General features: G+C 48.4%; 23 protein-coding genes. 3 read left to right on the forward strand and 20 right to left on the reverse strand.

All coding sequences use genetic code 11. The annotated features are described in order from the left end of the window. The first annotated feature begins 29 nt into the window (after nucleotides 1-29). Together A1s21148_RS04315 and A1s21148_RS04320 are read left to right on the forward strand one after the other, a co-directional pair. Nucleotides 30-695, forward strand: coding sequence for a potassium channel family protein (locus A1s21148_RS04315; protein ID WP_095671228.1), 666 nt, complete (start codon nucleotides 30-32; stop codon nucleotides 693-695). After that, nucleotides 692-1351 (forward strand): potassium channel family protein, encoded by a 660-nt coding sequence (locus A1s21148_RS04320; protein ID WP_095671229.1) that lies wholly within the window; start codon nucleotides 692-694, stop codon nucleotides 1349-1351. Before A1s21148_RS04315 ends, A1s21148_RS04320 begins: the two co-directional genes overlap by 4 nt. Before the next feature lie 2 nt (nucleotides 1352-1353). Here A1s21148_RS04320 and A1s21148_RS04325 read toward each other — a convergent pair whose 3' ends face one another. From A1s21148_RS04325 to A1s21148_RS04335, 3 genes are read right to left on the reverse strand one after another with little or no spacing between them, the layout of a single operon-like run. Then, nucleotides 1354-1980 (reverse strand): DUF3159 domain-containing protein, encoded by a 627-nt coding sequence (locus A1s21148_RS04325; RefSeq protein ID WP_095671230.1) that lies wholly within the window; start codon nucleotides 1978-1980, stop codon nucleotides 1354-1356. Beyond that, nucleotides 1977-2417, reverse strand: coding sequence for a dUTP diphosphatase (gene dut, locus A1s21148_RS04330; protein ID WP_095671231.1), 441 nt, complete (start codon nucleotides 2415-2417; stop codon nucleotides 1977-1979). The genes A1s21148_RS04325 and dut overlap by 4 nt, the downstream gene beginning before the upstream one ends. Beyond that, on the reverse strand, nucleotides 2417-3001 hold the full coding sequence (locus A1s21148_RS04335) for a PaaI family thioesterase (RefSeq protein ID WP_095671232.1): 585 nt from the start codon (nucleotides 2999-3001) through the stop codon (nucleotides 2417-2419). Before A1s21148_RS04335 ends, dut begins: the two co-directional genes overlap by 1 nt. A 78-nt stretch (nucleotides 3002-3079) precedes the next feature. Between A1s21148_RS04335 and A1s21148_RS04340 the strand changes: the two genes are divergently transcribed. Next, nucleotides 3080-3511 (forward strand): DUF3093 domain-containing protein, encoded by a 432-nt coding sequence (locus A1s21148_RS04340; protein WP_095671233.1) that lies wholly within the window; start codon nucleotides 3080-3082, stop codon nucleotides 3509-3511. A gap of 67 nt (nucleotides 3512-3578) precedes the next feature. Here the strand turns inward: A1s21148_RS04340 and A1s21148_RS04345 are convergent, their stop codons facing one another. The 17 genes from A1s21148_RS04345 to smc all read right to left on the reverse strand — a co-directional run bounded on the left by A1s21148_RS04345 (nucleotide 3579) and on the right by smc (nucleotide 22588). Next, nucleotides 3579-3875: a DUF4193 domain-containing protein gene (locus A1s21148_RS04345; protein WP_095671234.1), complete on the reverse strand. Its 297-nt coding sequence runs from the start codon at nucleotides 3873-3875 to the stop codon at nucleotides 3579-3581. Nucleotides 3876-4024: 149 nt separating this feature from the next. Continuing rightward, nucleotides 4025-5494: a GTPase HflX gene (gene hflX, locus A1s21148_RS04350; protein WP_095671235.1), complete on the reverse strand. Its 1470-nt coding sequence runs from the start codon at nucleotides 5492-5494 to the stop codon at nucleotides 4025-4027. Further along, nucleotides 5491-6303, reverse strand: a complete 813-nt coding sequence (gene dapF, locus A1s21148_RS04355; protein ID WP_095671828.1) for a diaminopimelate epimerase — start codon at nucleotides 6301-6303, stop codon at nucleotides 5491-5493. The genes hflX and dapF overlap by 4 nt, the downstream gene beginning before the upstream one ends. Next, complete coding sequence (gene miaA, locus A1s21148_RS04360) at nucleotides 6303-7208, reverse strand: tRNA (adenosine(37)-N6)-dimethylallyltransferase MiaA (RefSeq protein WP_095671829.1); 906 nt, start codon at nucleotides 7206-7208, stop codon at nucleotides 6303-6305. The genes dapF and miaA overlap by 1 nt, the downstream gene beginning before the upstream one ends. Nucleotides 7209-7215: 7 nt before the next feature. Continuing rightward, nucleotides 7216-8649, reverse strand: coding sequence for a tRNA (N6-isopentenyl adenosine(37)-C2)-methylthiotransferase MiaB (miaB, locus tag A1s21148_RS04365; protein ID WP_095671236.1), 1434 nt, complete (start codon nucleotides 8647-8649; stop codon nucleotides 7216-7218). Between the two features lie 23 nt (nucleotides 8650-8672). Further along, nucleotides 8673-9413, reverse strand: a complete 741-nt coding sequence (locus A1s21148_RS04370; protein ID WP_095671237.1) for a class II glutamine amidotransferase — start codon at nucleotides 9411-9413, stop codon at nucleotides 8673-8675. Between the two features lie 33 nt (nucleotides 9414-9446). Further along, nucleotides 9447-10415: an acyl-ACP desaturase gene (locus A1s21148_RS04375; protein ID WP_095671238.1), complete on the reverse strand. Its 969-nt coding sequence runs from the start codon at nucleotides 10413-10415 to the stop codon at nucleotides 9447-9449. 37 nt (nucleotides 10416-10452) lie between these two features. Continuing rightward, nucleotides 10453-11136 carry a tRNA (guanosine(37)-N1)-methyltransferase TrmD gene (trmD, locus tag A1s21148_RS04380; RefSeq protein ID WP_095671239.1) on the reverse strand — a complete coding sequence of 228 codons (684 nt, stop codon included), beginning with the start codon at nucleotides 11134-11136 and terminating at the stop codon, nucleotides 10453-10455. Beyond that, nucleotides 11133-11642, reverse strand: a complete 510-nt coding sequence (rimM, locus tag A1s21148_RS04385; protein WP_095671240.1) for a ribosome maturation factor RimM — start codon at nucleotides 11640-11642, stop codon at nucleotides 11133-11135. The genes trmD and rimM overlap by 4 nt, the downstream gene beginning before the upstream one ends. Before the next feature lie 18 nt (nucleotides 11643-11660). Then, entirely contained in the window at nucleotides 11661-11900 is a 240-nt protein-coding gene (locus A1s21148_RS04390; RefSeq protein ID WP_095527184.1) for an RNA-binding protein, read from the reverse strand. Between the two features lie 2 nt (nucleotides 11901-11902). Further along, entirely contained in the window at nucleotides 11903-12457 is a 555-nt protein-coding gene (gene rpsP, locus A1s21148_RS04395; protein WP_190276864.1) for a 30S ribosomal protein S16, read from the reverse strand. A gap of 173 nt (nucleotides 12458-12630) precedes the next feature. Next, complete coding sequence (gene ffh, locus A1s21148_RS04400; protein WP_095671242.1) at nucleotides 12631-14070, reverse strand: signal recognition particle protein; 1440 nt, start codon at nucleotides 14068-14070, stop codon at nucleotides 12631-12633. 28 nt (nucleotides 14071-14098) lie between these two features. After that, nucleotides 14099-16360: a [protein-PII] uridylyltransferase gene (locus A1s21148_RS04405; RefSeq protein ID WP_095671243.1), complete on the reverse strand. Its 2262-nt coding sequence runs from the start codon at nucleotides 16358-16360 to the stop codon at nucleotides 14099-14101. A gap of 29 nt (nucleotides 16361-16389) precedes the next feature. Continuing rightward, nucleotides 16390-16728, reverse strand: coding sequence for a P-II family nitrogen regulator (locus A1s21148_RS04410; RefSeq protein ID WP_095671244.1), 339 nt, complete (start codon nucleotides 16726-16728; stop codon nucleotides 16390-16392). Further along, nucleotides 16725-18029, reverse strand: coding sequence for an ammonium transporter (locus tag A1s21148_RS04415; RefSeq protein WP_095671245.1), 1305 nt, complete (start codon nucleotides 18027-18029; stop codon nucleotides 16725-16727). The genes A1s21148_RS04410 and A1s21148_RS04415 overlap by 4 nt, the downstream gene beginning before the upstream one ends. Before the next feature lie 169 nt (nucleotides 18030-18198). Then, entirely contained in the window at nucleotides 18199-19038 is an 840-nt protein-coding gene (gene ftsY, locus A1s21148_RS04420) for a signal recognition particle-docking protein FtsY (protein WP_095671246.1), read from the reverse strand. A 28-nt stretch (nucleotides 19039-19066) separates the two neighbouring features. Next, nucleotides 19067-22588, reverse strand: a complete 3522-nt coding sequence (smc, locus tag A1s21148_RS04425) for a chromosome segregation protein SMC (protein WP_095671247.1) — start codon at nucleotides 22586-22588, stop codon at nucleotides 19067-19069. Nucleotides 22589-22618 lie beyond the last annotated feature (30 nt).

The raw sequence follows: 22618 nt of genomic DNA on the forward strand, positions 1-22618 counted from the left end.
CCAAGCCTAGAGGTGGTAAGTTAAACCTTGTGCACGTCGTGATTATGGGATGCGGTCGAGTTGGTTCCTCTTTGGCGAGCGAACTTGAAGCGGCTGGCCATTCGGTTGCAATTATTGATCAATCTCGCGAAGCTTTCCGTCGCCTAGGCCCAGACTTTAAAGGTCGAACAGTCGCTGGCGTTGGCTTTGATCGCGATACCTTGCTTGAAGCCGGTATCGAAACAGCCGATGCATTTGCCGCTGTAAGCAATGGTGATAACTCAAATATTTTGGCAGCGCGCGTTGCCCGCGAAACTTATGGAGTAGCAAATGTTGTTGCGCGTATCTACGATCCAGGTCGCGCTGAGATTTACCAGCGCCTTGGTATTCCAACTGTTGCAACTGTTATCTGGGCAACCGATCAGATCCTGCGTCGCCTAGTGCCTGAAGGTTCACTCTCCGAATGGCGCGATGCCAGCGGAACAATTCAACTCTGCGAAATGCACCCCCACAAAGATTGGTTCGGTCGTCCAATCGCTGAAATTGAATTAGCGATCGAAGCCCGCGTCGCGTTTTTAACTCGACTTGCTGAAGGCTTGATCCCTGATGAGCACACTGTTTTGCAAGAAGGCGATCTAATGCACGTAACAGTTCGCGCCGAAAACACTGCTGCCGTAGAAGCAATTCTGGCCCGCTCACCTGAGGATCATTCATGAGAATTGCTATCGCAGGAGCTGGAAATGTCGGTCGTGCAATTGCGCGCGAACTTCTTGATAACGGACACCAAGTACTTCTAATCGACCGCGATCCAAAAGCGTTGAAGATGGAATCTGTTCCAGATGCCGAATGGTTGATGGCCGATGCCTGTGAAATTACCTCACTCGATAAAGCAGTATTGAATAATTGTCAGGTTTTAGTTGCGGCAACGGGAGATGACAAAGTTAATTTAGTTGCCTCACTCTTGGCCAAGACTGAATATGGCGTTCCTCGCGTTGTTGCCCGAATCAATCATCCAAAGAATGAGTGGCTCTTTGACTCATCTTGGGGCGTAGATGTTGCAGTATCAACTCCACGAATTATCTCAGCGCTAGTTGAAGAAGCGGTAAGCGTAGGAGATGTCGTTCGACTCTTCTCTTTCCGCAAGGGTCAAGCCAACTTGGTTGAGCTAACACTTCCTGATACATCAATGTGCATTGGCAAAACCGTTGAAGAAATTACCCTTCCCGACGATGCATCTCTTGCCGCAATCGTGCGCGATGGTCGTGTGATTACTCCGACTCCAACTGATGTCTTTAGCGCTGGCGATGAGCTTCTCTTTGTTGCTTCAGCAACTGCTGAAAGTTTGATCAAATCCTGCTTTATCGAACAGTAACTTTACTTTTCGCTAACTTTCGTTGTTGGAACGGTTTTTAAGATCATCCAAGAACCATAGGCAGTCGCCAGAAATAGCGGATATCCCATAGCTAGATTTACTGTTCCGAGTAAATTCACATTTCCACTTCGATAAATCGGGTACTGAACGGCGATGCGCGCAAAGAACATCCCAACCCAGAGCCAACTAGCCCGCTTATATGCGCGAGCTCGTGCTGGATCTTTACGCCATTGTAAGTTTTCTCCCAGAATTGGCCCAAGCAATAAACCAAGGATCGGCCATCCCGCCAAGTTGGCAATTAAGTAGACGCTGCCATATCCAAGGTTGGTAAGTAACTTTGGGATATAGAGATCGCTGGCATTTCCGGTGCGATTGGCAAACCAAGCGCAGATTAACGAGCCAATCAACCCAGAGACTGCATGTTGAATAGTCTCACGCATTGCTAGGCGAATTATCGTTAAGAGCGCCGACACTGAAACGGATGCAATAAGTGCGCTTTGAAGTTCATCTGTAACGTTGAAAACAACTAGAAAAATAACTGAAGGAATACCAGAATCAATTAAGCCTTTCTTGCCACCAAAAGCTGCAAGGACTTTCGCCCTATCCTCGTGATGTTCTGGATTACTCATGTGCGACCCGTTGATCCAAAGCCATCAGCGCCGCGACCAGAACCTGGCAGGCTTTCTACTTCTAGGAAATCTGCACGTTCTACCTTTTGAATAACTAGTTGCGCGATGCGATCGCCGCGTTTGAATGAAACGCTCTCTTTAGGATCGTGATTGATCAAAATAACTTGTAACTCTCCGCGATAACCAGCATCAACTGTGCCAGGAGCGTTAACCATGGTGACGCCATGTTTAATAGCAAGCCCTGAACGAGGATGAACTAGCGCAACATAGCCATCGGGAAGAGCGATCGAAATTCCAGTTGGGACTAACGTGCGCTCCCCCGGTGCAAGAACAACATCAATACGCGAGACGATATCTGCGCCAGCATCTCCGCCTTTTGCATAACGCGGCAGTGGTAGATCTGGATCTAGCCTTGTGACTAATACTTGAACGCCCATTATGGATTTATCTCAAATTCCGGATCTACAAAGGCGAGGATCTCAGGGGTCTTGGCGATATGTTCTAGATACTCTTTCGGAGCATTCTCTAAAAAGTGTGACATCGGAACAATTACAAAGAGCGCTGCCGCTTTTACTGCAATTTCACCATCTGGGCCACCAAGGCGACCTTCTGCAGCGGTGTAAACCTTACGATTTACCTGTCCAGTAATTCTTGCTGTTATATGCAAAGTAGTTCCCATTGGAACCGGCTTTAAAAAATCTGTTTCTAAACGCGCGGTGACCGCCGGTGAGCGAATCAACCACATCAACTTTCCGAGCGCTTCATCAAATGCCAGCGATAACAGCCCACCGTGCGCTAACCCTGGAGCGCCTTGGTGATTTTCAGTAACAATAAACTCAGCAGTTAAATCTGCACCAGCTCCTGCGTGTGCAACCAAATGTAAACCAGTTGGATGTAGTTCACCGCAACCGAAGCAATGTCCAAAGTGAGATGGAATCTTGGTCCCAATCTCGGGCGCCTTCGGATGGCGCTCTGGAATCATTGCGCCCTCTGGAGGAGTTGTACTCGGTACTCGACTCATAGCCTCACTTTACTTCATAGTCTTAACTTCATCTACGTTCCAAGATGAGAAAGGAGCTTAAAAGACTAAGATAAAGGTGTGATCTTCCGCGAAGTTCTAAGACCGCCTATTTGGGTGCTGGCCTTTATATATTTTCTCTTTCTCTCCATAGTTCTCTCTGTATGGGCAGCGCTAGATAATCGAGCGACGTTGGTCACTTTTGTAATCTCAATACTCGCTCTGATCTGGATCGCGTTTTCCATGACTTCAGAGATAACTTTTGACGGAAAAGTTCTAAAGATTGATAAAGCAAATATTGAAGTTAACTATCTTGGAAAAGCCACAGTTCTAGATAAAACTGCGATGAGGCTACTGCGCACCCGTGATGCTGATCCTGCCGCTTATCTGGCAATCAAATTTTGGGAGCCAAGTGGGCTGCGAATCGAACTAAACGATTCAAGAGATAGGACGCCGTATTGGCTGGTAACGAGCAAACGCGGCGAAGAGATCGCCGCGCTGCTTAATCGTTAACCAATTAACGGAATTTAACTTAATTTAACTTAATTTAACTTAATTGCATTCTTTGCAGACTGCTATCTTAATTGCACTCTTTGCAGACCGCCTTGGCGCCTTCGCCTTTAGCAAGTTGCGTAATGTGATGCACCAGGAAGCATCGTGAACAAGTAAATTCATCGGTCTGCTTTGGCACGACGCGTACTGCTAGTTCTTCACCAGATAGATCTGCGCCAGGAAGTTCTAGATTCTCTGCCGCCTCTGCTTCATCGACATCAATCTGACCGGATTGAGCATCGACGCGCTTAGCTTTGAGTTCTTCTAGCGACTCCTCGTGGAGTTCCTCATCCGTCTTTCGGGGGGTGTCGTAATCTGTTGCCACTGCTCTCACCTCACTTCCATATATTCAAAACAACTCGCATCTATTGCTCGTTGCGTACGGGCGCATACTCGCGCACTTACCTGTGATTACCCATTACAACCATCGGCGTGTCGCAGATATTCCCCGTATAAGTAAGTAATGACCAGACATTAATGGGGCTTTTCGACAGCCTCAATCGCTTTTGCCAGAGATGCTCCGACCCGAGCGTGAATAACGGTGCCACTTTCCACATATTCCTCAGAGAGAATTTCACCAGTCTCATGAATAGCGTTTACCAAATCACCGCGGTTGTAAGGAATTATCGAATTTATCTCGATATTCGGCTGTGGAAGTGATTTCTCAATTGCATGTACTAAACCTTCAATTCCAAATCCAGTTCGCGCAGAGAATGCATAACTGTTCTTCTCTTTACGCAATATCTCCATAACCACTTCAGGGTTAGCCGAATCAACCTTGTTGATGGCGATAATTTCTGGGATATCTCCCCCGCCAATATCGGTTATAACTTCGCGGACGGCGCGGATCTGTTCAAAAGGATCTGGATGCGAACCATCGACAACGTGAACAATTAAATCTGCTCCAGATACTTCCTCCAGTGTTGATTTAAAGGCATCAACTAATTGGTGAGGTAGATGGCGAACAAAACCCACAGTATCTGAGAGCGTATAGGTGCGACCATCTGCGGTATGTGACTTACGCACCGTTGGATCAAGGGTTGCAAATAAAGCATTTTCGACAAGCACACCTGCATTGGTTAGCCGGTTAAGAAGAGATGATTTTCCTGCGTTGGTATAACCTGCGATAGCTACAGATGGAATGTTGAAGCGTTTACGTTCTTGGCGTTTGGTGTCACGGGATACCTTCATCTCCGCAATCTCGCGGCGCAACTTGGCCATCTTGTCGCGGATACGACGACGATCTGTTTCGATCTTGGTTTCACCTGGACCGCGGCCACCAATACCTGCACCACCTGCGGCGCGGCCACCAACTTGGCGGGAAAGTGAATCACCCCAACCACGTAGACGAGGAAGTAAGTACGCGATCTGCGCAAGTTCTACCTGCGCCTTACCTTCCTTACTCTTAGCGTGCTGGGCGAAGATATCGAGAATAAGTGCGGTGCGATCTACAACTTTCACCTTTAACTTATCTTCAAGTTGTCGCAGTTGTGATGGAGATAGTTCACCGTCGCAAATAACTGTGTCCGCACCACTTGATGCAACTATCTGGCGAAGTTCAATTACCTTTCCAGAGCCGATATACGTTGCAGGATCTGGCTTATCTCTTCTCTGGATCAAACCATCTAGAACTTCCGAACCCGCAGTTTCGGCGAGTGCTTTCAACTCGGCGAGTGAATTCTCGGCCATCTCGGCACTGCCCTCAGTCCATACGCCGACAAGAACAACGCGTTCTAGTTGTAACTGGCGATACTCGGCATCAGAAATATCTTGTAGTTCAGTAGAAAATCCCTTTACGCGGCGGAGTGCGTGACGATCACTTAGCTCTTGTTGTGGATCAGGATCGTATTCGCTTTCATCGGCATCAAAATCTGCCGCTACGCGCGCACTTTCGCGAAGTAGCTCTTCAAATAAATCGTTATTACGAGGTTGGTCGTTACTCATGCATCCTGCAAGTAATTTGTAATATCAATATCTTTTATCAAAACTGCTGGACCAATAAGAGTGGCATTGGCGTGTGGATCGATATCTACTACCAATCTGCCTCCTGGAGGGTGAATAACCCAGCGTGCGGGCAGAGAAGTATTTGTGTGAAGCGTTGCAGCAAGTGCGACCGCACAAGTTCCGGTTCCGCATGAACGTGTTTCACCGCTACCACGTTCGTGCACGCGCATCTTGATCTCTTTATTTGCAGTTACTTCAACGAATTCAACGTTAACGCCTTCTGGGTAGATGTCTCGTGGGCGCACTACTGGCGCATCTTTGAGCGATCCCACATCTTCAATCTTCTCGACAAAAACCACAGCATGCGGATTGCCGACGCTGATGTGATACCCGTTCCAGATCTTTCCCTCAACGGAGGCGGTAACCGCTTCGCCCTCATCGATAACCTTGCCCATGTTTACTGAAATATCATCTTTAGTCGGAACACGTAGATGTTTTACGCCATCTCGGGTATTGATCGCAAAAATTCCTTCAGGCTGGTGGCCGCGTTCAACTAAATATCTCGCCATTACGCGGATGCCGTTGCCACACATTTCAGCGAGTGATCCGTCGGCATTTCGGTAATCCATAAACCATTTACCGTCGCGCTTACCAATTTTTATCAGGCCATCTGCGCCGATTCCAGTTTCACGGTTACACATCGCAGCCGTCTGTGAAGTAGTTATTGATATCTCTTCTTCAGGATCAAAGACCACAAGAAAATCATTCTCGGTGCCATGGCCATAGGTGGCGATAATTGGAGTATTCATTACGTTGTTGAGTTTATCTTCTGCAGAACCGTTTCCAAACGCGGTTGGATCGGTGAAATCCATTTAATTCGCGCATCGCGGGAGAACCAAGTCTCTTGGCGGCGGGCATACTGCCTTGTGGCGCGTTTGGTCTCTTCCATCGCCTGCTCCTCACTAATCTCACCTGCGCGCATGGAGATTACTTGCGCATAACCCAGTGCGCGCCTTGCGGTGGTTGCTTTGGTGATTCCTTCGGTGATTAGCGAATCAACTTCGGCTACCAAGCCTCTGCGCCACATTAAATCAACGCGCGCATCGATGCGTTCGGTTAGCTTCTCGCGATCCATAACCAAGCCAAATTGCAGAGCATCTGGATACTTAGTTGAGCCTTCGCGAGGAAGATTTGCGGTAAATGGATGACCAGTTATCTCAATTACTTCCAGAGCTCGAATTACGCGGCGCACATTTTGGATATCGATCGCCGCAGCTGCTGCGGGATCCAGAAGTTGTAGTCGTTCAAAAAGTCGGGCTACTCCAAATTCTTCGGCCTCTTGATTTAAACGCTCTCGAACTTCTGGATTGGTATCTGGGAAATTCAACTCATCCAGAATCGCCTTTATGTAGAGGCCCGTTCCGCCAACGATTACAGCATGGTTATTGCGCGCGTGAATCTCGGTAATCTTGGCTCGCGCTTGTTCTTGATACCAGGCAACCGTTGCATCTTCGGTAACGTCCAAGACATCTAGTAGATGATGCTCGATGCCGCCTCGTTCTTCCAGAGTTAACTTCGCGGTTCCTATATCCATGCCCCGATAGAGTTGCATCGAATCGGCATTGATGATCTCTGCACCAATCTCTTTAGCAAGAGCAACCGCAAGATCGCTCTTACCGGTCGCGGTAGCCCCACAAATCACTATCGTCTTCATAGTTGAGTTATTCAGCGGCACTTGGCTTGCGAAGAGTCGGAATGCCTAGCGAAGTTGCAGTTGGTCCTTGCTTTGTGCGCGCTTCGTGGACATCTCCCCCACGAGTTTTGATATGTGCCAACTCTTTAGCGATTAAGTAATGTGCTGAAGCATCTATTATTTCTAGGTCCACAAAATCTCCGGGGCGCGCTTGGCTAGTCGCATCAAAGTGCACCAAGCGGAAATCTTCGGTCTTTCCAGTTAACCGAGCCTGTGCTTGATCACGACGACCTTCAACTTCTGAAACCAGCGCGCGATGGGTTTGGCCGATAGATCTTTGATTTACCCCTAGTGAAATCTTCTGTTGATGTTCATGTAAACGCGTATAGCGCTCACCAACAACCGCTTCCGGTACTTGATTTGGCATTACACCAGCTGGGGTTCCGGGACGGATTGAATACTTGTACGTGTAAGCCGCCGAAAATTGTGCTTGCGTTGTTAGATCAAGAGTGGCTTGGAAATCATCTTCGGTTTCACCTGGAAAACCAACGATGATGTCGGTTGTAATCATGGCGTGTGGCATCGCGGTTCGTACACGTTCCAAGATGCCAAGGTAGCGACTTGAACGATAAGACCGGCGCATCTCTTGCAAGATACGGTCCGAACCTGATTGCAACGGCATATGAAGATGCGGCATCACATTTGGGGTTGTTGCCATTACCTCAATGACATCATCGGTGAAGTCACGTGGGTGCGGGGACATAAAGCGCACCCGCTCTAGGCCTTCTATTTCGCCACATTTGCGAAGTAACGCGGCAAAGGCACCGCGATCACCGAACTCCACACCGTAGGCATTTACATTCTGGCCGAGCAAGGTGATCTCAATTACGCCTTGATCGACCAGTGCTCGAACTTCTTTCAAGATATCTGCTTCGGGGCGATCTTTTTCAATGCCACGTAACGTCGGGACGATGCAGAAGGTACAAGTGTTGTTGCAGCCAACCGAAACTGAAACCCACGAGGTAAAGGCAGAGAATCTACGCGCCGGCAAGGTTGATGGGAAATGCTCCAGCGCTTCCTTAATCTCGATCTGTGATTCTTCTTCAATACGAGCACGCTCGAGAAGTACCGGAAGCGACCCAACGTTATGAGTACCGAAGACGACATCCACATAAGGAGCCTTCTTAAGGATTATCGATTGATCTTTCTGAGCCAAGCAGCCGCCAACTGCGATCTGCATATTGGGATTAGCCTTCTTAATCGGCGCAAGGAAACTTAGATTTCCATAGAGTTTGTTATCAGCATTTTCGCGCACGGCACATGTGTTAAATACAACGATGTCAGCTTGTTCGCCCTGAATAACCGGAAGATAACCTGCTTCATCTAAAAGGCCGGCGATGCGTTCAGAATCGTGAACGTTCATCTGGCAGCCATAAGTTTCGACTGCGTAGGTGCGGGCCATGAGGAGAAGGGTATCGCTGTGAGTTAGAGAGGTAATACCTCAAAGCTCAGATCCTTGCGATTAACGACCAAGATTGAATGGTTGGTTAGACGAGTCCAGTGATCTTTACCCCAACCGGTCGATGCCACCTTGATGACGCCATCTTCAACGCTATAGCGAAGTTCATAATGGCTCTCTACAGTCCATTCAGTCGAATCAGCCTCATTGAATTCACAGACCGCAATAAAGGTGTCGGGGGTCATGAGCATTGAGTTGATACTCGTGAAGTCGCAATTAGCAGAAATGGTCTTTACCGCTTTGCGAACACCTTCGATCAAACCAAGTTCATCAATACAGCTCAAGATAGTAAAGAAATAACGCTCACTATCAGTAGTTGAAGTGAACTTACCTAGGTAGCGTGGATCAACAAATTTCTGGACTGAATCGATCGATTTGATGGTGCCATTATGCATAAAGGAATAATCACCGTAGATAAATGGGTGGTTGTTGGAGAGATCTACCGTCAAACCTTTAGAAGCTAGGCGAAGGTGCAATAGCGCGCCATCTGACTTCAAATTCGTAGAAGATTCGGCGAACTTTTTACTTTCTGCGGCGAGAGTTAAGTCGCGAACAAGTTCGGTCTTGCGTGTATCTGTTGAGCAAGCCGAAATTCCCCAACCGTGTTTATGCTCTTTGGATAGTTCTACAAAGTTTTCAAATCCTTCGCCAACAACATCTGCAAAGGTACGTTCTTCGGTCGCTACATATCCAAGTAATCTACACATGGGGCAAATCTACCTTGAATTAAAAGTTAAAGTTTACTTTTGGATACGGATTGGGTTTTGGCCGCGTGCGATCAAGCGCTCAAAATGGACTTCGCGCTTATCGTTGAAGGTGGCAGCTTCTTTTCCAGATTTCTCCATGAAGGCAACTAATTCATCGCGCGCAACTAGGCCATCTCCGGAGAGATCATTTCGTTCAAAGACGTTCCAGGCGCGAAGCACTGGAGATACAACATCGTCTAGGTGCTGTTGTAGATCATAAATTCCAGCAAGAGCGATCTGTACCGCCTTGCGTCCAAATCCTGGCATGTTTGCACCGGGCATATCAAAGTTGGTTACAACATCTGCGATGGCGCGCATCGAAGCGTTTGGTTCCATATCCAGTGCTGCAGAAAGAGTGTTGCGGTAGAACAACATATGCAGATTCTCATCTAGAGCAACGCGCTGCATCATTCCCTCAGCGATTGGATCATCGGAAATTTTTCCGGTATTACGGTGCGAAATACGCGTTGCTAATTCTTGGAATGAAACGTAGGCAATCGTGTGCAACATATCGTTTTCATACGGAGTTTGATAACCAAGTGACATGTGAGCCATGCGCAGATCTTCAAGTTCATATGGATCGACGCCACGAGTAGCCATTAGGTAGTCGCGAATTACGATCGCATGGCGCGCTTCTTCAGCGGTCCAACGTTCAATCCAATTTCCCCAAGCACCATCACGTCCCATCGAAAGCGCAATTTCGGTGTGATAGCTAGGCAAATTATCTTCAGTTAAGAGATTGAGGACTAGTGAATCTTGCGCGACCGGTGAAAGGCGTGAATCTTTTGCTTCCCAAGCATCACCATTTAGCGGACCTGCGTAATCGCGGCCTTCAGACCATGGGACATACTCATGTGGATACCAATTTTTTTGAACAGATAGATGGCGCTCGAGTTCAACTGCGACAACTGGCTCAAGATCGCGAATAAGTCGAGATTGGATCTGTGCTGACTCATCGCTCATAGGTGAACGCTAAAGCAATAAAGCGGTTACTGACGAGTTATAAATTCTTTTTCGCGCGCTCAATGGCCTGTAATTCGCGCCACTTAGCGATTTCAGCGTGATTGCCACTCAATAAGATCTCAGGCACCGAGATGCCACGCCATTCTTGTGGTTTCGTGAAATTCGGATACTCCAAATAACCTTCAGAGTTATGTGACTCTTCAGTAAGCGATTCAGGGTTTCCAAGTACTCCTGGAATCAAGCGGGTAATCGCTTCAATCATTACAAGGGAAGCAACTTCTCCCCCGCCAAGAACATAGTCGCCAATTGAAACTTCATGAACTCGAACATTTTTGGCTGCATATTCAGATGACTCGTAATGTTGACGTACCCGATCATCGATTCCTTCGTAGCGACCACAGGCGAAGATAAGATGGCTTGAGCTAGCGAGGCTCTGCGCCATTTCCTGGTTGAAACGCTTTCCTGCAGGGGTCAAGATAATTAAATCTGTATCAGCAACTATCAAGGGATCTAATACTCGCCCCCAAATTTCAGGAAGCATCACCATTCCGGCGCCGCCACCGTATGGAGTGTCATCAACTGTGTTGTGGTTATCTTGCGTTGCCGCGCGAAGATCGTGAACTTGTATATCTACCAAGCCCTTGCTCTGTGCTTTCCCAAGCAGCGAAAGTTGAGCCGGCGCAAAGTATTCAGGAAAGATTGTTACCGCATCGATCTTCATTTACTGACTCCTGCTTCGTAATCCTCGGGAGGAATAACGGTCATTCGCTTTGCTTTCACATCAACTACTGGAACTAATTGATGTACGAAAGGAATTAACACTTCTCCACCTTCGGTCTTAATGCTCAGCACATCTTGCCCAGGCAGGTTTAAGACTTCAGTTACTTCCCCAAATAAATCGCCATCAACTAGGTATGCCTGACAGCCGATTAGCTGCAGCACGTGATAATCATCTTCATCAAGACCTGGCGCATCGATATCAACGTCGGCATAGAGAAGTTGATCCCGGTATTTCTCGATGGCATTGCGATCTTCTACTCCATCGAAGCTAAGCAACAGGATTCCGTTGTGCACACGTGCAGAAGCCACGGTTAAATTACCGTGGCTTTCTGTCTCAAGTATTGCCCCGATGGCAAAACGTTCTGCTGCATCATCGGTACGTACTTCAATTGTGGCCTCGCCCAAGATTCCGTGGGCGCGACCGATGCGACCTATATTCAGGCGCATCAGATAAAAGCTTTCGCTTTAACGAGCCTCATCGGTATCGATTAGGTCAACGCGTACAGTGCGACCAGCAATAGCGCTTACAACTGTGCGAAGCGCTTTTGCAGTGCGACCATTACGACCAATTACCTTGCCGATATCTTCAGGATTAACACGAACTTCTAGAGTCGTGCCGCGACGATGAGTCTTTTCCTTCACGATGACATCTTCAGGATTATCAACGATTCCTTTAACGAGGTGCTCGAGAGCTTCGTCCATCATTGTTATTCAGCGGCCTCTTCAGTTGTCGCTTCAGCAACTGGCGCTTCAACCACATCTTCTGTAGTCGCAGCTTGAGCTGGAACCTCTGCCACTGCTTCTTCTGCAACTGGCTCTGACACAACAACTTCTTCAACAATAGGAGCAGGGTTAGCCTTTGCAGCCAACTTCTCTTGCGCCTTCTTCTTCATTGTTGTTGCGCCTTCTTTAGGCTCATCCATTGCTTGCTTAACAGCTGCTTCGTAAGCGATGCTCTTAGCTGGCTTTGGTGTTGCAAACTTAAGTGTTCCTTCGGTGCCAGGTAGGCCCTTGAACTTCTGCCAATCGCCGGTGACCTTAAAGATCGCCTCTACAGCGGCAGTTGGTTGTGCGCCGACTCCGAGCCAGTACTGCGCGCGCTCTGAGTTAACTTCCATGATTGATGGCTCTTGTCCTGGAACGTAACGACCAATTTCTTCAATTGAAAGTCCGTTACGTGCTTTACGTGAATCTGTTACGACGATGCGGAAAAATGGTGTGCGGATCTTTCCCATGCGCATTAAGCGAATTTTTGTAGACAAAGAAGTAGTGCTCCTAAAAAGTGTGTCGCATCTAGAACTATGCAGCGGGGTGCGCATGTATTCGATACAACTGTGGATATGGATGTTGTGGGGGTAGAGGGCCCCTCAACAGGAGACTAATCTTGCCATCTACGCGTGTAGAAGCGAAATCCAAGCGTGGTGAGAGCAGGGCTTTAGCCCTTCTCCTCCAAGGCGCGTTTGGCGGGATTACCAGATTTCGACTTCTTCTTAGCTGGCTGCTGGCTGACCTTCTGAACAGGTGTGGGCGCCCCTGGTGGCATACCCATGCCGGCAGGCAACCCTTTACCGCTGCGCATCTGTTTCATCATCTTCTGTGCTGCTGCGAATTTATCAACTAAAGAATTTACATCTTGAACTTTTCGACCGGCGCCCAATGCAATTCGTGCACGCCGTGAACCATTTAGAACTTTTGGATCACGGCGCTCGATTGGCGTCATTGATTGAACAATTGATTTAGTGCGGACGATTTCAGATTCATCAAAATTCTCGATCTGTTTCTTCATCCCAGCAGCGCCCGGCAACATTCCGAGTAATTTCGACATCGAGCCCATCTTCGACATCGCCTCTAACTGCTCGAGAAAATCTTCAAGTGTGAAGTCATCCCCACGCGCAAATTTTTCTTCTAGACGTGCGGAACTTTCAACATCAAAGGCTTTCTTGGCCTGTTCTGCCAAAGTTGCGACATCGCCAAGACCCAAGATTCGTGAAGCCATGCGATCGGGATAGAAGATATCGAAATCGATGAGCTTTTCACCATTCGATGAAAACATGATTGGTTTACCGCTTAATTGTGTGATCGAAAGCGCGGCGCCACCTCGAGCATCACCATCGAGCTTGGTAAGTACCACGCCATCAAAACCAACGCCATCCTGAAACGCTTGCGCGGTGCGGACAGCATCTTGACCGATCATCGCATCAACAACGAAGAGGATCTCATCTGGCGAAATTGCATCACGGATAGCGATCGCCTCGCGCATTAAATCTTCATCTACACCTAGGCGACCTGCGGTATCGACGATAACCATGTTGTACAACTTAGATTTTGCGAAAGCGATTCCTTGCTCTGCAACCTTTACTGGATTTCCAACACCGTTGCCAGGTTCAGGTGCAAAGACTGGAACGCCAACGCTTTCTCCAACAACCTGTAATTGGTTAACAGCATTAGGGCGTTGTAGATCTGATGCGACAAGAAGAGGAGTGTTGCCTTGTTCGGCATAGAACTTGGCAAGTTTTCCAGCCAAAGTAGTTTTACCGGCTCCTTGCAAACCAGCCAACATGATTACCGTCGGAGCAGTCTTTGCAAAGCGAACTCGGCGCGCGGATCCGCCAAGGATCTCTACTAGTTCGGCGTTAACGATCTCAAAGATTGCTTGTGCTTGATTTGTTCCTGATTGCAGATTTGGGAGCGCTTCCAGCGACTTGCTGCGAATTTTTTCGATAAAGCTATCTACGACAGGTAGTGCAACATCTGACTCGAGAAGCGCGGTACGAACTTCGGCGCAAGTGTTTTCGATATCTGAAGGAGAAATTTTTCCTCGGGAACGCAGCGAGGAGAACGCGTTCGAGAATTTGGAGGAAAGGTTGTCAAACATAAGGTGGCAATAGTACTTGAAAGGTTAATTAAGCAAGAGCGCTAGATAGGCGATTGGCTAGTTCTTGGGCGCGCTCAGGAGAGAGCGCTCCCCCACCAATTTCAGTTACATAAAGGGTATCTATCGCTTCCGCCCCCAAAGTTGTAACGATTGCGGAGCGAATATCAACTTGTGACTTCGTGATTACATCGCCGATTCCAAATAAAAGTGCGGGACGATCATGGCTACGGACTTCAATGATGGTTGCATCAGTTGCCGAATCCATAAAAGTTTCAACGATCGGAAGCGGAACTGGAATAGACGGAATATTTGCGTAATCTGCAACGCGGCGTTTAATTCTCTCAGTTAAATCAGACGGATCCGCTAAAGCCTCGGCTATTGCCGCCTTTATCGCACCCTCATCGACCGATGGGGCGAATTGGTTAGGCGTAACAATCCACTTCATGATTGCGCTCTTGCCAATAGTTTGCGTACGCGCTGAACGCACATCAAATCGGGCCAAGTTTAAAACACCAGCAACGATAGAGAGAAGTCCCGTTTTATCTGGAGCTATGATTTCGATTGCAAAATCAGGATCGCGTGCTTCAATTTTAACTTGAAGTTCGCCACTATCTGCTAAAACTCTCTGCTCGCTTGTGAATTCTGGTTGTCGCGCTATCGTGTTATCGGTTAACGCCGAAGTAACCCGAGTAACAAGTTCGCTTAATAAACTCTCTTTCCAATCACTCCATGCCGCCCGCCCTGTTGCCTGTCCATCGGCGATGCTGAGCGCATGCAAGAGTTCTAGGGTCTGTAAATCCGGAATCACAGAAGTCACGCTCGCGATAGTCGCGGGGTCATCTAAATCTCTCCGCGTAGCGGTGGCGCTCAATAGCAGGTGATGTTTTACCAATAGCTTCAAGGTCGCAATATCTTTTTCATCAAAACCAATACGGCGTGCAAGCGGTTCGATTAACTTCTCTCCGCGATCGCTGTGATCTTCTTGCGTACCTTTTCCGATATCGTGGAATAACGCCGCAAAGAGAAGTAAATCTGGGCGGTGCACACTTCTAGTAAGCGCAGCTGCAAATACCGCGGTCTCAACCATGTGTCTATCAACGGTATGGCGATGCAGGGCGTTGCGCTGCGGCAAGGAACGTACCGCTCGCCATTCAGGCAACCAATCGAAGAGAATCTCTTCTTGATCAAGCCCTTCCCAGATTCGCACCATAGGCGCACCTGCGCCAATTAGCGTAATTAAATTCTCACGTGCAGATCTAGGCCACGGGTTCGGTAACTTAGAAATACCCGATTTTGATGCCTGAGCCAGAGCTTGCAAAGACGTTGGTGAAACCGGAAGCCCTGCTTGTGCCGCAATTGCAGCAGCACGTAAACCAATTACCGGATCTTTATCAAAATCAAATCCTTCGTCAATGAAGACTTCTTGATGCGCAATTGATATTCCTTGCGCAATCTGTGTTGTGCGTGATCTCTTTAAGAAGCGTCCAATCCCATCTTTTCCGCGATGATCAAAGCGATGCCAAGTTGATTCGAGAAGATAGTCAACCGATCTAGCGGCCTGTGCGATATCGCTCATAAGCGCATCCGCATCGGCGTATTTCAAAAGTTCGGAAACTTTATCTTGCTCTTGAAAAAGTAAGCGATCCTTATCTCTGCTGGTAACGGTATGCAAAGCTTCACGCGCATTGTTTAAGACTGATTCTGCAGTGCTGATGTGTTCCAGGGAGATAGAGACCGCGCCTGAACGAGCGATCGCTCGCAGTGCGTTGATATCTCTTAAGCCCCCACGCGCCTCTTTTAAATCAGGTTCAAGGAGGTAAGCGAGATCACCGGCGCGAAGATGGCGATCGGCGAGTGAGCGGCGTAGTTCGGGCAGCCTTTCGCGCGAATTACCGCGCCAGTCATCGATTGCATCGTGTTGCACCGCCGCCACTAAATCTGGATCACCGCAAATTAATCGAATATCAAGTAGTCCCAGCGCCACCTTTAAATCACTGGAAGCGCTCTCACGTGTTTCGGATCTAGTTCTAACGGAATGATCGACTTTAAAAGATTTATCCCAGAGCGGGTAGAGAATTTTATTTACTATCTCTGCGAGAGATTTCTCTTCAATTCTCCCGTTATGTAGAAAGAGAATATCTAGATCTGATCCTGGAGATAGCTCACCGCGGCCGTAACCGCCGACCGCGGCGAGTGCTACCCCACTAACTACATCTGGTACTTGGCTAAATAGCGAGGTCAGGAAGCGATCGCTCTCGTTCGATCGCTCCCTTCGCTCACGTGTACCCATGTACCTATCTTACTGACCTGCTTTATCTCCTAGATCGCATCCGTTCCGCGTTCACCGGTTCTGACGCGCACGATTGAATCAACTGGCGTTGTCCAAACTTTTCCATCGCCGATTGATCCTGTTGATGCTGCTTTCACGATGACATCGACAATTGCCGCTGCATCTGCATCATCAACTAGTACCTCAAGGCGAACCTTGGGTACTAGGTCAACGGTGTATTCGGCGCCACGATAAACCTCAGTGTGTCCACGTTGGCGACCGAAACCACTGGCTTCAGAGACCGTCATTCCGGTAACGCCCGCTGCTTGCAGAGCATCTTTGACTTCATCTAACTTAAATGGTTTCAAGATAGCTGTAATTAACTTCATAGCAGTGAACCTCCTCGTGATGAACTTGTCATTTCATATGCAGTTTCTGCGTGTTCATTTAGATCAATGCCTTCTACTTCTGCATCTTTCTTTACGCGGAAACCAATTGTCTTTTCAATTGCGTAACCGATGATCAGTGTGGCAATGAATGAGTATGCGAAAACAAGTCCCACGCCCAACGCCTGCTTTCCAAGTAGCGCTGTTCCGCCACCATAGAAGATTCCATCGAGGCTAAGGCTGTTGACCGCTGATGAGCCAAATAGACCGATTGCAAGTGATCCCCAGATTCCACCGATTAAGTGAACTGCCACTACATCGAGTGAATCATCGAAGCCAAGCTTGTATTTGATTCCGACAGAGAGCGCACATATCGCTCCTGCAAGCAGGCCAATTACTACTGCGGCCCATGGTGCCACGAATGCACATGCTGGAGTGATTGCAACTAACCCTGCTACCGCACCTGATGCTGCACCAAGTGAAGTTGCATGTCCATTACGAACCTTCTCTACAAGTAACCAACCCAGAACCGCAGCAGCTGCTGCAACTTGAGTATTGATTAGAGCTAGAGCTGCTGTTCCATTTGCAGCTAGTGATGAGCCGGCGTTAAATCCAAACCAGCCGAACCAGAGAAGACCTGCGCCAAGCATCACCAAAGGTAATGAGTGTGGACGCATTGATTCTTTACGCCATCCAACTCTCTTTCCAATTACGATCGCTAGCGCTAAGCCTGCAGCGCCGGCGTTGATGTGAACTGCGGTTCCACCTGCAAAGTCTTGAACGCCTCTGCTAGCTAAATAACCTGCGCCCGTAATTGTGTCTCCGACTTTATTTCCGAATGCGAATACCCAGTGCGCAACTGGGAAGTAAACCAAAGTCGACCAGATAGCGACAAAGATCGCCCAAGCGGTGAACTTTGTGCGGTCTGCAATTGCACCGGAGATCAGCGCAGGGGTAATGATTGCGAACATCAATTGGAATGCTGCAAAGACAAGAACTGGAATTGGATAAACTCCACCGTTATTTGTGAAGTCATTAACAACTCCGCCTAAGCCAGAAAATGAGATATTTCCGTACCAAGGTGAATTAGCTTTGTATCCAAATGCCAGTTCAAAACCGTAGATAACCCACAGCACGCTAACAATTCCGATGGTAACCATCGACATCATCATCATATTTAGAACGCTCTTAGTACGAACCATGCCACCGTAGAAGAACGCTAAACCTGGCGTCATAAGTAGAACGAGAGCGGTACTTGCTAATACCCAGGCGGTATCGCCTGAATTAAGAACAATCTCTTCCATTATTCGTTTCCTATTCCTAGAGTTTTAAAAAAATGAACAAACCCTCGCCGTTGAGATGGGGTAAAGATGCTCTCGGCGGGTTACGTAGGCTCGTTTTCTAGGTTAAGACGGGGTCACAAAATCGGGAAATTTGTTACATCTGTGTTACGCCGAGTGCGGGATAGGAAGGCTATTCGCCGATTAAGCCAGAGATGTAGCGCTCCGAGTCGAAGGCAGCGAAATCTGATTCGGCTTCACCGGTTCCGACAAACTTGATTGGTATATCGAGAGCGTTTTCAATGGCTAGGGCTACTCCGCCTCGGGCGCTGCCATCTAACTTTGTGACAATCAAGCCAGTTACATCAACGGCTTCGGTAAAAATCTTTGCTTGGGTAATTCCATTTTGACCTGTCGTTGCATCAATCACCAATAGAACTTCTGAAACCGGTAAGGATTTTTCGATTACGCGTTTTACCTTGCCGAGTTCTGCCATCAAATCGCTCTTATTGTGAAGTCGCCCAGCGGTATCAATAAGCAAGTAGCTAACTTGTTGTTCGTTTGCACGAACTGCGGCATCAAAAACGACCGATGCAGGCTCGGCTCCCTCTTTGCCAGCGATAACTTCAACGCCAATACGCGCTCCCCATGTCTGCAACTGCTCTACTGCAGCAGCGCGAAAGGTGTCGGCTGCAGCAAGAATTACTGAAGAGCCAGAGCCTTTTAGCGAAGCGGCCAACTTCGCAACTGAAGTTGTTTTGCCGGTGCCATTTACTCCAACAACGATTAGCGCTGAGGTGGAGACTGCCTTACTTAAGGTTCGGGATTTACTTGAGAGCTTCGAATTTAATATCTGAGTCAGAGAAGCGAGTGCATCATCGCCCTTGATTGATTTAGCATCTTTGATAATTGAGGATGTAAGTGACGGGCCAAGATCTGCGGCAAGAAGTTCTGCTTCAAGTTCTTGCCAATCGAGTGGATCAGCCGTCGAAACGCCTTTTATCTTTGAGATGAATTTACTGAAAATACCCATTGTCTAAAGAACCATTGCCTAAAGAACCTTAAGCGGTGTCAGATTCGCGCAGGCGCTGTGAAATAACCTCAGTTACGCCATCGCCGCGCATGGTTACGCCATAGAGCGCATCAGCGATCTCCATCGTGCGCTTCTGGTGAGTAATGATGATCAACTGTGAACTTTCGCGAAGTTCTTCGAGCACAACTAATAATCGGCCCAAGTTAACGTCATCGAGGGCGGCCTCAACTTCATCAAGCACGTAGAAAGGACTTGGTCGTGCTTTAAAGATCGCTACCAACATAGCAACCGCTGTCAGAGACTTTTCTCCGCCTGAAAGTAGCGAGAGGCGCTTGATGCGCTTTCCTGGTGGGCGTGCTTCCACATCAACGCCAGTGTTGAGAAGATCATCAGGATTTGTAAGTATCAAACGACCATCGCCACCTGGGAATAAGCGGGCGAAGATATCTTCAAAGTGTTTAGCGGTTTCTTCGTAAGCTTCCATGAAGATCTGTTGCACGCGATCATCGACTTCCTTGATGATATCCAGTAGATCTTTCTTGGTGCGCTTTAGATCTTCTAACTGTTCGGCCAAGAACTTAAGGCGCTCTTCAAGCGCGTTGTACTCTTCCAAAGCTAATGGGTTGATCTTGCCGAGAAGAGTGAGTGAACGTTCAGTGGCAGCGAGGCGCTTCTCCTGTTGATCGCGGCGATACGGGATTAATTCAGTAGCGACGATCTCACCGGTCTCGGTTTCGATAAAGGTTGGTACATCGTTCTGAGGTCCGTACTCATTTACAAGAGTTGTCGTATCAACTCCAAGTTCTTCTACTGCCTTGGACTCAAGTTGTTCGATGCGCATACGTTGCTCGGCGCGAGCGATCTCATCTTTATGAACCGAAGAAGTAAGCTGTTCGAGTTCAGAGGCGAGTTCACGGCCACGTGATCGCACGGTAAGCGTTTCGCCTTCGCGGTCCGAGCGTGATGCCTCTAGTCGGGCGCGCTCTGTTGCAGCCTTTGCGATAGATCGTTCAATATGAATTAACGCTTCATACGCTGCCTCTGCAATTGCAGAAGAGATAAGCGCACCGCGTGCACGTGCACCGCGACGCGATACTGCACGCTCGGATGCTTCACGTTCGGCGTTAGCGGAATCTTCTAGAGCCTTGGCGCGCGCACCAATTGAATCAACGCGCTCTTCGCTGGTACGAACGGCAAGGCGTGCTTCTACTTCTGCAGTTCGCGCAAGCGAGACTTCATTTCGTAAGTTTTCGGCGGCGCTGTGATCTGGTTCGCCTATTTCGCCACGCTGTTGAAGTTGTGCAGATGCGATCGAAAGTTCGTTCTCATCGCGACCTTTAGCAGCATTGGCTTCAGCGATCGCAGAATTTAAGCGCTCAACTTCAGCCGATGCCGATTTCATATTCTGACCGGCAACTGCAAGTTGCTCGGTAAACGCTGAAATCCGCGCATCAGATTCATTTAACTTAGATAACGCGATATCAAATGTGCTCTGTTTGCTTTCCACATCGCCTTGCGCCTTTGAAATTTCAAATTTAATGCGATCGCAGTTATGGGTAATTGTCTCAAGCTTGGCCTGTAACTCTTGAACCAGAGCGTTAATTTCAATTAGCGAAGTTGAAGATGCTGAACCGCCGCGTGCACGTTTTGCGGTGATTACATCGCCGTCGCGAGTTACAACTGTGACGCTTGGGTGGGAGCGAATAATGCCTTCGGCCTCACGAGCGTTATCTGCAACGACTGTGTTAGATAAAAGCGAGGCAAGAAGCTCGGAAATTTCGGAGGAGCGAACATGTGAAGTGAGCGCTGTAAGTCCAGCAGGAACAGATGTAGCGTTGTGTGAACCTGGTTGGTAGACAAGTACATCTGCTTGGCCCAAGTTCTCAGAACGCAATGTTGTTAGCGCACTAATCGCAGAATTTAAGTCACGTACAACAATCGCATCAGAGAGCGTACCAAGCGCTGCAGCAGTTGCAGATTCCCATCCGGAATCAATTTGAACGAGGGAGGCAATGCTTCCGAGAATTGTTAAGCCGCGAGAATCACGAACTAACGCTGCCCCACCATCACGTGATTTCGAGGTAAGCAACATCGCTTCTAACTTGGATTCAACGGCATTTCGCTCACGATCGGCGGCGCGCTCAGCATCAACTAGTGAACTCAGTTCCGCTTTCGCGCTATCCAGAGATCGCTTAGCGACTTCAAATTCAGAGTCGAGCCCAAGTTCTCCGGCATCTGCACCAGCAATATCCATCTCGAGAGTTGAATATTGACGTTGTGCGCTCTCGGCGCGAGATTGCGCTTCATCGCGCGCTTTTACTAAGCGAGCAATTTCTTCTGCGATCGCTTCTAATCGCGCAGCCAGTGATTTGATATGCCCTTCTTGACGCGCAGTACCCTCACGTTGATCGGCGATAGCGCGCATCGCTGCGGCGATTTTATCTTCCTCAACTTTTAAAGATTGTTCAGCGCCTGCAAGTTTTGAAGTTGTGGCTTGTAAGTGCGCTTGTGCGCTCTGAACTTCGCTGCGCAGTTGCGCCTCCTGCTGGCGAAGCGCCAGCGCTTCTTGATCAAGCGCTTCTGGGTCACGGCCTGCGCTACGCGCTTCTTCTGCTTCTTCGGCTAAGAAGCGTGAGCGCTCTTGTGCAAGTGATTGCGTTCCGCGGAATTTTTCGCGAAGCGCGCTCAGTGCGTAGAAATTTTCCTGTGCTGCAATTAGAAGTGGGCTCTCGAAAGCGGCTTGCGCATCAAGAGATTCTTCGCGTGATCTGACTTTATCTAACTCATTTTCAACAAGTGAACGTCGCTCACGAAGTGCGGTTTCATCCGCTACTTCAGCATCGAGAGTTTTGGAAAGTGAGATGAAATCATCAGCGAGCAGACGTAACTTGGCATCACGAAGATCAGCCTGAATTGTCGCCGCTTTTTTCGCAACTTCTGCTTGCTTCCCGAGTGGACGGAGTTGGCGACGAAGTTCAACCGTTAAATCCTGAACGCGAGCCAAATTGGCCTGCATTGAATCTAACTTGCGTAGCGCTTTCTCTTTACGTTTGCGATGCTTAAGTACGCCAGCTGCTTCTTCGATAAACCCACGGCGTTCTTCAGGGGTAGCCATCAAAATTGCATCTAATTGGCCTTGGCCAACGATGACATGCATTTCGCGGCCGATACCTGAGTCGCTTAGTAGTTCTTGGATATCCAATAAGCGTGATGCTTCACCATTTATTTGGTACTCGCTCTGGCCATTACGAAAGAGAATGCGGGAAATTGTTACTTCGGTGTAATCAATTGGCAGGGCGCCATCGGTGTTATCGATTGTTAGTGAAACTTCTGCGCGACCAAGTGGTGCACGCCCGCTTGTGCCAGCGAAGATGACATCTTCCATCTTGCCGCCGCGAAGTGACTTCGCACCTTGCTCGCCCATAACCCAAGTGAGGGCATCTACAACATTTGATTTTCCAGAGCCGTTTGGACCGACGACGCAGGTGATGCCCGGTTCCAGGCGAAGCGTCGTTGCCGACGCGAAGGATTTAAATCCTTTAAGCGTCATACTCTTTAAATACACGGCGTAAACCTACCG

The organism is Candidatus Planktophila lacus, from assembly GCF_002287925.1.
Classification (GTDB): Bacteria; Actinomycetota; Actinomycetes; order Nanopelagicales; family Nanopelagicaceae; genus Planktophila; species Planktophila lacus.

Bases quoted from the DNA above. Each gene is read 5' to 3' on its own strand.
- hflX (WP_095671235.1), bottom strand. From the start codon at position 5,494: ATGAGTAACGACCAACCTCGTAATAACGATTTATTTGAAGAGCTACTT.
- miaB (WP_095671236.1), bottom strand. From the start codon at position 8,649: ATGGCCCGCACCTACGCAGTCGAAACTTATGGCTGCCAGATGAACGTT.
- A1s21148_RS04405 (WP_095671243.1), bottom strand. From the start codon at position 16,360: ATGGGTACACGTGAGCGAAGGGAGCGATCGAACGAGAGCGATCGCTTC.
- A1s21148_RS04415 (WP_095671245.1), bottom strand. From the start codon at position 18,029: ATGGAAGAGATTGTTCTTAATTCAGGCGATACCGCCTGGGTATTAGCA.
- rimM (WP_095671240.1), bottom strand. From the start codon at position 11,642: ATGCGCCTGAATATAGGTCGCATCGGTCGCGCCCACGGAATCTTGGGC.
- dapF (WP_095671828.1), bottom strand. From the start codon at position 6,303: ATGAATACTCCAATTATCGCCACCTATGGCCATGGCACCGAGAATGAT.
- A1s21148_RS04390 (WP_095527184.1), bottom strand. From the start codon at position 11,900: ATGATGGACGAAGCTCTCGAGCACCTCGTTAAAGGAATCGTTGATAAT.
- A1s21148_RS04335 (WP_095671232.1), bottom strand. From the start codon at position 3,001: ATGAGTCGAGTACCGAGTACAACTCCTCCAGAGGGCGCAATGATTCCA.
- A1s21148_RS04370 (WP_095671237.1), bottom strand. From the start codon at position 9,413: ATGTGTAGATTACTTGGATATGTAGCGACCGAAGAACGTACCTTTGCA.
- ftsY (WP_095671246.1), bottom strand. From the start codon at position 19,038: ATGGGTATTTTCAGTAAATTCATCTCAAAGATAAAAGGCGTTTCGACG.
- trmD (WP_095671239.1), bottom strand. From the start codon at position 11,136: ATGAAGATCGATGCGGTAACAATCTTTCCTGAATACTTTGCGCCGGCT.
- dut (WP_095671231.1), bottom strand. From the start codon at position 2,417: ATGGGCGTTCAAGTATTAGTCACAAGGCTAGATCCAGATCTACCACTG.
- ffh (WP_095671242.1), bottom strand. From the start codon at position 14,070: ATGTTTGACAACCTTTCCTCCAAATTCTCGAACGCGTTCTCCTCGCTG.
- A1s21148_RS04410 (WP_095671244.1), bottom strand. From the start codon at position 16,728: ATGAAGTTAATTACAGCTATCTTGAAACCATTTAAGTTAGATGAAGTC.
- miaA (WP_095671829.1), bottom strand. From the start codon at position 7,208: ATGAAGACGATAGTGATTTGTGGGGCTACCGCGACCGGTAAGAGCGAT.
- A1s21148_RS04375 (WP_095671238.1), bottom strand. From the start codon at position 10,415: ATGAGCGATGAGTCAGCACAGATCCAATCTCGACTTATTCGCGATCTT.
- A1s21148_RS04325 (WP_095671230.1), bottom strand. From the start codon at position 1,980: ATGAGTAATCCAGAACATCACGAGGATAGGGCGAAAGTCCTTGCAGCT.
- smc (WP_095671247.1), bottom strand. From the start codon at position 22,588: ATGACGCTTAAAGGATTTAAATCCTTCGCGTCGGCAACGACGCTTCGC.
- A1s21148_RS04320 (WP_095671229.1), top strand. From the start codon at position 692: ATGAGAATTGCTATCGCAGGAGCTGGAAATGTCGGTCGTGCAATTGCG.